A 7,053-nucleotide genomic window follows, 5' to 3' on the forward strand; every position below is an offset into this window, starting at 1 on the left:
CAGACAATAATGAACGATCACTCCCAGGCCATGACGGCCAAATATCGTCAGGACTATCAGGCACCGCTCTACTGGATCGACACCATCGACCTCGATTTCCAGCTGCAGGAGCCACAGACCCGGGTTACCGCCATTACCCGCATCCGCCGCAACGGTGAGCACAATGCGCCGCTGGTGCTGGATGGTGAGCAGCTGATGCTAGAGAGCATCGCCATCGATGGCATCCCCTGCGAACACTACGAGCAGGGCGAGAGCACCCTGACCATCTTCAATCTGCCCGCCGAATGCGTGCTGACCATCGTCACCCTGCTGGATCCGGCCGCCAATACTGCGCTGGAAGGGCTCTACAAATCGGGTGATGCCTACTGTACCCAGTGTGAAGCGGAAGGGTTCCGCCGCATTACCTACTATCTGGATCGCCCCGATATTCTGGCGCGCTACAGCACCCGCATCACCGCCGACAAAGCCAAATATCCCTTCCTGCTCTCCAACGGCAACAAGGTAGATAGCGGCGATCTGGGCGACGGCCGCCATTTCGTGCAGTGGCAGGATCCGTTCCCCAAGCCCAGCTACCTGTTTGCCCTGGTGGCCGGTGATTTCGATGTGGAACGCAACCACTATGTCACCAAGAGCGGTCGCAAGGTGGCTCTCGAGATCTTCGTCGACAAAGGCAATCTGGATCGCGCCGGTTTCGCCATGGAGAGCCTCATCAACTCCATGCGCTGGGACGAGCAGCGCTTTGGCCTCGAGTATGATCTCGACATCTACATGATCGTGGCGGTGGACTTCTTCAACATGGGCGCCATGGAGAACAAGGGGCTGAATATCTTCAACTCCCGTTTCGTACTGGCCAACCCAGCGACCGCCACCGACAACGATTACAACGATATCGAACGGGTGATCGGTCACGAATATTTCCATAACTGGACCGGTAACCGCGTCACTTGCCGTGACTGGTTCCAGCTCAGCCTGAAAGAGGGGTTGACGGTGTTCCGGGATCAGGAGTTCTCCTCCGATCTGGGTTCTCGTGGCGTCAACCGCATCGACAACGTGCGTACCATGCGCGGGCCGCAGTTTGCCGAAGACGCGGGCCCCATGGCGCACCCCATCCGTCCGGATGTGGTGATCGAGATGAACAACTTCTACACCCTGACCGTCTATGAGAAAGGGTCGGAAGTGATCCGCATGATGCACACCCTGCTGGGTGAGACCGCCTTCCAGGCGGGTATGCGCCTCTACTTCGAGCGTCACGATGGCTCGGCGGCCACCTGCGATGATTTCGTGCAGGCGATGGAGGATGCGTCCGGCGTGGATCTCGGCCGTTTCCGCCGCTGGTACAGCCAGTCCGGCACTCCCGAGCTGACCGTGACCGACGAGTATGATGCCGCGAGCGGGGTTTACCGTCTGCATGTGAGCCAGCACACCCCGCCGACTCAGGATCAACCGCAAAAGCTGCCGCTGCACATTCCGCTCGATATCGAACTCTATGACGAGCAGGGCACCGTTATTGCGCTGCAGTATCAGGGCAAGGCTATCGGCAACGTGCTCGACGTGCTGGAAGCAGAGCAGACCTTCGTGTTCGATCAGGTGCCGGTCAAGCCGGTTCCCTCCCTGCTGCGGGACTTCTCCGCGCCGGTCAAGCTGCACTTTGATTACAGCGATGAGGCGCTTGCCTTCCTGATGCGTCATGCCCGCAACGAATTTGCCCGCTGGGATGCGGCGCAGATGCTGATCAACAAGGCGGTTATCGACGGGGTAGCCCGGGTGCAGCATGGACAGGGGGTTGAGCTCTCCCAAACCCTGCTGGCAGCCTTTATCGCCATTCTGGAAGATGCCGAACTCGATCCGGCGCTCAAGGCGGAGATCCTGACCCTGCCGGGCGAAGCAACCCTGGCCGAGCTGTTCGAGGTGGCGGATATCGATGCCATCCATCAGGTGCGCAACGAGATCACCACCTCGCTGGCGCAAGCCTTTGGCGCCCAGCTGCTGGTGACCTACGAGAGCCTTCATTTGCCGGGTTATCAGGTGGTGCATGCCGATATGGCCAAGCGCGCGCTCAAGAGCGTGGTGCTCGGCTATCTGGCGGCCCTCGATGCCGGCAGTGCCGACCTGCTGGTGCGCCAACAATATGCCGCCGCCGACAACATGACCGACACTCTGGCGGCGTTGCAGGTAGCCAACAGCTATCTGTTGCCGTGCCGCTCCGAGCTGCTGGCCGATTTCGAAGGCAAGTGGGCCAGGGATGGTCTGGTGCTGGATAACTGGTTGCGTCTGGTGGGTAGCAAGCCGGCGGAGGATGTGCTTAGCGAGGTGCAACAGGCGATGGCTCACCCGACCTTCAGCATTCGCAACCCGAACCGTCTGCGTGCGCTGGTCGGCAGCTTTGCCATGAACAACCAGGTGCAGTTCCACGCCATCGATGGTCGCGGTTATCGCTTCCTGACCGATCTGCTGATCGAGCTCAACGAGGTCAACCCGCAGGTGGCTTCCCGCCTCATCACCCCGCTGATCCAGTTCAAGCGGCTCGATGAGGGGCGCAAGGCGCTGATCCGCGCCGAGCTGACCCGTCTGGCCAACCTCGAGGGGCTGGCGCGGGATCTGTTCGAAAAAGTGAGCAAGGCGCTGCAGCAGTAACATCGACGGGGCAGGGGAGTGTCATCCTTTGCCCCGTTTTTTGACCCTCTCTGCTTGCCAGCGGGGTAAACAGGGCATCTATCGGGAGTAAACGTGAAGCAATTTACCTTTCGGCTGTCGCTGAGCAGTGACGAGGTGATGTTGATGTATCAGGGCCACGCCAGACGGCTGGTGGTGCGCAGTGAACAGGGGCTGACCATCGAGCTTGGCATCGATAAAATCCGGCCTTTTGTCGCTATCAGCGGGGTACATGGCTATTTTCGTCTCAAAACGCAGGACGATTATCGCTTTATCAGCCTCGAACGCATAAGTTAACAAAAAACGAACAGTTTACCGACTGATTATCTGATTATGCTCACTATCTATCCGGAAAAGTGGCACAAAGGCAGTGGGAATTTCTGTTTTTTTGCCTGTTGGCAAAATATCTCACAGTTTAAGCCGTGATCTGCACCTTGTTTTTAACAGTCCGTTAGCATCTTCTCTCGCCTTCCTTGATCCAAGCCATTACACTTCGCAACAACTCTGCACCAGCGGGTAACCAGGGTGGTTGCCTCTGCGTCGGTGGTTAATGTCGTCCGATAAGGAATATAAAAATGGCATTGAAAGACGCCCCTACCTCAGTTTTGCTCGAAAACGTTCTCGGCCTGATCCATCAAAAACTGCCCAAGAAGAGTGCCTCTCTGGTCGAATGCTTCGTGGCCAAGTTTTACGGCAACATGGCGAGCTCCGACATGCATGATCGCAACGACAGCGATCTTTACGGCGCGGCGCTTAGCCTCTGGAATGCCCTCAATCAGCGTAGCGGCACCGAACCCTATATCCGGGTCTACAACCCCGAGCTGACTCGCCATGGCTGGCAGTCCCCCCATACTATCGTCGAGGTGATCCTGCAGGATTCCCCCTTCCTGGTGGACTCCATCCGGATGGCGCTCAAGCGTCTCAATATCACCGCCCACATGATGCTGCACCAGCCGCTGCACCTGATCCGCAGCGAAGAGGGCAAGATCAGCGCCATTCTGGATCTCGACAATACCGACGGGCAGACATCGGTCGAAACCGCCTTCCTCATCGAAATCGATCACCTTACCAGCGAAGCGCAGATGGAAGCGTTGGCAGCCGAGCTCAAATCCGTTTCTGGCGAAGTTGCTCTGGCGGTTGGCGACTGGCAGCCGATGCTGGCCAAGCTCAATGAAATCATCGATGAGCTGCCCAAGCGCAACCATCCGGTGAGCAAGGAGGAGGTCAACTCCTGCATCGCGTTTCTCAAATGGGTAGCGGCCCATAACTTCACCCTGATGGGGTATCGCCGCTACGACGTCAAGGCAGTGGAGGGGGATCACGAGATCCTGCCGCAGGCGAACTCCAGCCTCGGTCTGATGAAGAACTCCATCAAGGATGAGGGGCAGCGTCTTGGCAATATGCCGGCCAGCGCCCGTCACGCCGCCCTCAGTCAGGATCTGCTGATCCTCACCAAATCCAACAGCAAATCCCGTGTTCATCGCCCGGCCTATGTGGATTACATCGGCATCAAGCGCTTTGACGAGCATGGCAAGGTGGTGGGGGAAGATCGCTTTATCGGTCTGTATGCCTCCTCCATCTACAACACCAGTGCGACCCAGATCCCGCTCATCAGCCATCGTCTCGAGCGCATCATGGCCTCCTCCGGCCATGAGAAGGGCTCCCACGCCTACAAGGCGCTGCTGAACGTGCTGGAAACCTACCCCCGTGACGAGCTGATCCAGGCCCGCGAAGAGGAGCTGCTGGCTACCGGTCTGGGTGTGCTGGAGATGCAGGAGCGGGACATGCTGCGCCTGTTTGTGCGCCGCGATGTCTATGGTCGCTTCTTCTCCTGCATGGTCTATGTCACCAAGGAGCGCTACAACACCGCGCTGCGGATCAAGACCCAGCAGATCCTGCAACAGTATTTCGGCAGCAGCGAAGAGGTGGAGTTCAACGTCTACTTCACCGAGGGAGTGCTGGCGCGGACTCACTACATAGTGCGGGTTAACAACAACAACGTGGATGTGGATGTGAACGAAGTACAGAACAACCTGATTGAAGCGGCCCGCAGCTGGGATGACAGACTCGACTCCGTGCTGCTCTCCCACTATGGCGAAGCGCGCGGCAACGAACTGCGTCGTCGTTTCAGCACCGCTTTCCCCCGCGCTTACAAGGAAGATGTGCTGCCGGGCTCAGCCGTGGCCGACATCATGGCGCTGGACAATCTGAGTGAAGCCGAGCCACTTGGCATGTTGTTCTACCGCGCTCAGGAAGAGGAGAACGATCGCCGGGTACGCCTCAAGCTGTTCCACCGTACCGAACCTATCCACCTCTCCGACGTGTTGCCGATGCTGGAGAACATGGGGCTGCGTGTCATTGGCGAGACCCCGTATCAGGTGCGTACTCCGGCAGGCGAGCTGTTCTGGATCCTCGACTTCTCCATGCTGCTGCACAGCGATCAGCCGTTCGATCTGGAGCAGAGCCAGCAGCGTTTCCAGGAAGCCTTCGCGGCCATCTGGAACAAGCAGCTGGAAGATGATGGCTTCAACCGGCTGGTGCTGGGGGCCAACCTCACTGGCCGTCAGGTCTCGGTGCTGCGCGCCTATGCCAAATACATGCGCCAGACCGGCGTCTCCTTCAGCCAGTCCTATATCGAAGAGACCTTGACCCGCTATCCCGATATCGCCGGCCTGCTGTTTGGGCTTTTCGAGCAGCGTCTCAATCCGGCCATGACCCGCAATGCGGAAACCGAGGCCAGACTGCACGAGGAGCTTGCCGCCAAGCTGGATCAGGTTGCCAACCTCGATGACGACCGCATCATCCGCCGCTATGTGGAGATGATCGACGCCACCCTGCGTACCAACTACTACCAGAAGGACAAGGCGGGCAACATCAAGCCCTACATCTCCTTCAAGCTGGCGCCGTCCAGCATCACCGATATGCCGCTGCCGCTGCCCAAGTTCGAGATCTTTGTCTACTCGCCCCGAGTGGAAGGGGTACACCTGCGCTGGGGCAAGGTAGCTCGTGGCGGTCTGCGTTGGTCCGATCGCAAAGAAGACTTCCGCACTGAAGTGCTGGGTCTGGTCAAAGCCCAGCAGGTGAAGAACACCGTCATCGTGCCGGTGGGGGCCAAGGGTGGCTTCTACTGCAAGCAGATGCCGGCGGGTGCCCCTCGCGCCGTCATTCAGGAAGAGGGCAAGGCCTGTTATCGCCTGTTTATCCGCGGTCTGCTCGATGTGACCGACAACATCATCGCTGGCGAGGTGATCCCGCCCAAGGATGTGGTGCGTCACGACGAGGATGACTACTACCTGGTGGTGGCTGCCGACAAGGGGACGGCCACCTTCTCCGATATCGCCAACGAAATCAGCCTGGAGTACGGCCACTGGCTGGGCGATGCATTCGCCTCCGGCGGTTCGGTCGGTTATGACCACAAGAAGATGGGCATCACAGCGCGCGGCGCCTGGGAGTCGGTCAAGCGCCACTTCCGCGAGCTGGGTATCAACTGCCAGACCACCGATTTTACCTGCGTCGGGATCGGCGACATGGCCGGCGACGTGTTTGGCAACGGCATGCTGCTCTCCGAGCACACCCGACTGGTGGGCGCCTTCAACCACATGCACATCTTCGTCGACCCCAATCCGGATTCGGCCAAGAGCTTTGTCGAGCGCAAGCGTCTGTTCGAGCTGCCGACCTCGACCTGGGATGACTACGACAAGAGCCTGATCTCGGCAGGGGGCGGTATCTTCCTGCGTTCGGCCAAGTCCATCAAGCTTACCCCCGAGATGCAGACCCTGCTCGGCAGCGACAAGGCCAGCATGGCGCCGAACGAGCTGATCAAGGCGCTGCTCTGCCTGAATATCGACCTGCTGTGGAACGGCGGTATCGGCACCTACGTGAAGAGCGCCCGCGAGAGCGACGCCGAGGTCGGTGATCGCAGCAACGATGCTCTGCGGGTCAATGGCCGTGATCTGCGTGCCCGCATTGTGGGTGAAGGCGGCAACCTTGGCTTTACCCAGCTTGGCCGGGTGGAGTACGCCAGTCAGGGCGGTCGCATCAATACCGATTTTACCGACAACGTGGGCGGGGTGGACTGCTCCGATAACGAGGTGAACATCAAGATCCTGCTGAACCAGTTGGTGGCGGCCGGGGATATGACCCTCAAGCAGCGCAACCAGATGCTCTACGAGATGACCGACGATGTGGCGCAGATCGTCATCACCAACGCCTATCGCCAGTCCCAGTCCATCTCGGTCACCAGCTTCCGCGGCTCTGAACAACTCAAAGAGCAGCAGCGCTTTATTCAGGGGCTGGAGCGGGAAGGCAAGCTCGACCGCGCTTTGGAGTTCCTGCCATCCGATGAAGAGCTCTCCGAGCGGATGGCGGCGGGGCAGGGACTGACCCGACCCGAGCTGGCGG

The 7,053-nt window shown here is 59.2% G+C and carries 3 protein-coding genes; all 3 read left to right on the plus strand.

Annotation, left to right across the window (positions count from 1 at the left end):
- The first annotated feature begins 9 nt into the window (after positions 1-9).
- Positions 10-2,634 (plus strand): aminopeptidase N, encoded by a 2,625-nt coding sequence (pepN, locus tag AACS24_RS20470; RefSeq protein WP_108571829.1) that lies wholly within the window; start codon positions 10-12, stop codon positions 2,632-2,634.
- A 93-nt stretch (positions 2,635-2,727) separates the two neighbouring features.
- Positions 2,728-2,949, plus strand: coding sequence for a DUF2835 domain-containing protein (locus tag AACS24_RS20475; protein WP_041207791.1), 222 nt, complete (start codon positions 2,728-2,730; stop codon positions 2,947-2,949).
- 278 nt (positions 2,950-3,227) lie between these two features.
- Positions 3,228-7,053, plus strand: a 3,826-nt coding sequence (locus AACS24_RS20480; protein WP_441296537.1) for an NAD-glutamate dehydrogenase, incomplete at its 3' end; no start/stop codon positions are given.

This window comes from Aeromonas sp. HMWF016 (assembly GCF_963878195.1).
GTDB classification, from domain to species: domain Bacteria; phylum Pseudomonadota; class Gammaproteobacteria; order Enterobacterales; family Aeromonadaceae; genus Aeromonas; species Aeromonas lacus.